This window comes from Acinetobacter sp. 1566109 (assembly GCF_000582255.1).
GTDB lineage: Bacteria > Pseudomonadota > Gammaproteobacteria > Pseudomonadales > Moraxellaceae > Acinetobacter > Acinetobacter nosocomialis.
In genome coordinates this window covers 1-1,701 of sequence record NZ_JEYB01000167.1, presented here as the reverse complement: position 1 = coordinate 1,701, position 1,701 = coordinate 1, and the positions used below count along the sequence as shown (strand labels likewise).

The window sequence follows — 1,701 nt, the reverse complement described above, 5'->3', positions numbered from 1 at the left end:
GACAAAAAATTATTTAACACAGTAACAGCCACTAAAATTTATGATTTCTTTGATATAGATTCAGAAAATGCTATTCCAAGAAAAGATCCTCACTATCGTACTTAATTGTTTAATTTAGGCTAAAATGAAATTCTCTTTTAATAGGGGTATGAAGATGAGAAAGCGTTTAAAAGACTATAGCCTTGATCAAATTTCAAATCGTGAAAAGGTTTCGGGTCAAGTATTACCAATCCAATTTAGCAATGACGAAGCGACTAAACGTGTTGTGATGCATAGTGCAAAACGAGTCATTAATCAGCATAAAGCTGAAATCCAAGAGCTTGCTTATAAATGAGTTTGATTAGCTCAACATTCGTCATTGCTGTGCATGATGAGATCCTATTACAAACTGGCGTAGGGCGAATAGGCTGTCATATTGAAAAGCTAGAAAGCGTATTAAGCCGTATAGATCAGCAGATGTATTACAGTAATGTAAGCGACATTTTTGAGATCGCAGCATGGTTTGGTATAGCTATCTCAAAAGGTCATGCTTTTGTTGATGGTAATAAAAGAACTGGTTTAGCTGTAATGCTGACTTATCTCGAAATTCAAGGTGTTACCATTCAGGAACAAACAGGTTTAGATGATTTGATGGTCGATATTGTTGAATCACAAGAAGAACATGAATTATTAGCCAAAATTGTGGCTGAATTCTTATACGAGCTTTCGATAATTTAAACTAAGAAATCAGAATCTGAATATTTGGATCATCGATATTCGATAAAAGATTCTTATAAATTAAATAATTTTCATCCTCTCGGCAGATAAAAAATACTTCTGCAACATGATCATATTGAGGCAACATAGAGAGTATAGTGCCAATCGCAATTTCAGCAGCCTTTTGAGGTGGAAAACCATAAACACCTGTACTAATACATGGAAAAGAAACAGTGAGTGCATGAATTTCATTAGCTTTGAATAGTGCATTACTATAAGCATCACAAAGCAATTGTGGCTCATTGTGTTCGCCATCTAACCATCGTGGTCCAACCGCATGAATAAGGTATTTAGCAGGCAGATTACCTGCTGTTGTTACTTCTGCTTGACCTGTAGGGCATCCACCTTTTTCTTGATTTAGACGAACACATTCTTCTTTATCAATGGTCCAGCTTTTTTATGAATTACATAATCAAGTCCCCCACCACCAAGCAAAGATTTATTTGCTGAGTTAACGATGGCATGTACAGCAAAAGCTGTTATATCTGCTTGGATGAGATGGACTTTTTTCATAATTAGTTTTATAGAATACCCTTTGATAAATGTATTATTCAGTAATGATTGTTCCTAATTCTGGTTCAAATAATTTGATATATTCATCAGATAGACCTCTACTACTAGATGGATGTGGTAAGCACACAACTTGGCATTGTTCAAAATTATCAAAGTAAACTTTAAATCGAGTACCATCAAAATCTGTTTTTTGTACCATTTTTAAGGGTTCTATTTCTGGACCAACAATAGCAGTAAACCTATCCCAAACATCTATATTTCTCAGAAAATTAATAAGCTTACTACCCATAAATAAAATTACTTTGGGTCTCAAAACTTCAATATGATGAATAAAATTATCAACTGCTTCTTTTTCTAAGAAACGATTATAGCTTTCTATATCTGCATTACTCGTATAGGCCCAATTAGTTTGAATAATACATTTATCAAAGT

General features: G+C 33.7%; 2 protein-coding genes and 2 pseudogenes. 2 read left to right on the top strand and 2 right to left on the bottom strand.

The genetic code is table 11. The annotated features are described in order from the left end of the window. Window positions 1-154 precede the first annotated feature (154 nt). Both J582_RS25065 and J582_RS25060 read left to right on the top strand, forming a co-directional pair. Window positions 155-334: a hypothetical protein gene (locus tag J582_RS25065; RefSeq protein WP_001231652.1), complete on the top strand. Its 180-nt coding sequence runs from the start codon at window positions 155-157 to the stop codon at window positions 332-334. After that, window positions 331-717: a type II toxin-antitoxin system death-on-curing family toxin gene (locus J582_RS25060; RefSeq protein WP_000053135.1), complete on the top strand. Its 387-nt coding sequence runs from the start codon at window positions 331-333 to the stop codon at window positions 715-717. The genes J582_RS25065 and J582_RS25060 overlap by 4 nt, the downstream gene beginning before the upstream one ends. 1 nt (window position 718) lies before the next feature. On the opposite strand, the pseudogene J582_RS0105540 reads toward J582_RS25060, so the two are convergent. Together J582_RS0105540 and J582_RS27030 are read right to left on the bottom strand one after the other, a co-directional pair. After that, window positions 719-1,269 (bottom strand): annotated as a pseudogene (locus J582_RS0105540) (macro domain-containing protein). Between the two features lie 34 nt (window positions 1,270-1,303). Then, window positions 1,304-1,701, bottom strand: a pseudogene (locus tag J582_RS27030) (hypothetical protein); the annotation flags it as partial.

Coding starts and splice junctions, on each gene's coding strand:
- J582_RS25065 (WP_001231652.1), top strand. CDS start 155: ATGAGAAAGCGTTTAAAAGACTATAGCCTTGATCAAATTTCAAATCGT.
- J582_RS25060 (WP_000053135.1), top strand. CDS start 331: ATGAGTTTGATTAGCTCAACATTCGTCATTGCTGTGCATGATGAGATC.